The organism is Pseudomonas viridiflava (assembly GCF_900602065.1).
Lineage (GTDB): Bacteria > Pseudomonadota > Gammaproteobacteria > Pseudomonadales > Pseudomonadaceae > Aquipseudomonas.
In genome coordinates this window covers 1-359 of record NZ_UWFN01000236.1, presented here as the reverse complement: position 1 = coordinate 359, position 359 = coordinate 1, and the positions used below count along the sequence as shown (strand labels likewise).

Here is a 359-nt window from a genome sequence, read left to right as displayed (position 1 = left end):
CGATGCTCGAAGAAAGCCCGGCGCAGGCAACCAAGGCGATTCTCGCCGCCGCTGCCCAGGGCAACGTCGAGGCGCACGCGCTGTTGGGCCAGATCCTGCTCGACGGCAGCGGCATTCAGCGTGATCAGGCGCTGGCCATGACCTGGTTCGGAATCGCCGCCAACCAGGGCCATTCGATGGCCCGCAACATGCTGGGTCGCTGCTTCGAACATGGCTGGGGCTGCACGCCCGATCTGGTCCAGGCGGCGCTGCATTACCGGCTGGCTGCCGAACAGGGACTCGATTGGGGGCTCTACAACCTGGGCAACCTGCTGGCAACGGGACGTGGCGTCGAACAGGATCACCGACAGGCCATGGAC

Annotated in this window: 1 protein-coding gene; it reads left to right on the top strand. The window is 66.0% G+C overall.

Annotated features, from left to right (window positions below):
• Positions 1-2 precede the first annotated feature (2 nt).
• The coding region (locus EE949_RS13005; RefSeq protein ID WP_164666773.1) for a tetratricopeptide repeat protein at positions 3-359 on the top strand (357 nt) is incomplete at its 3' end.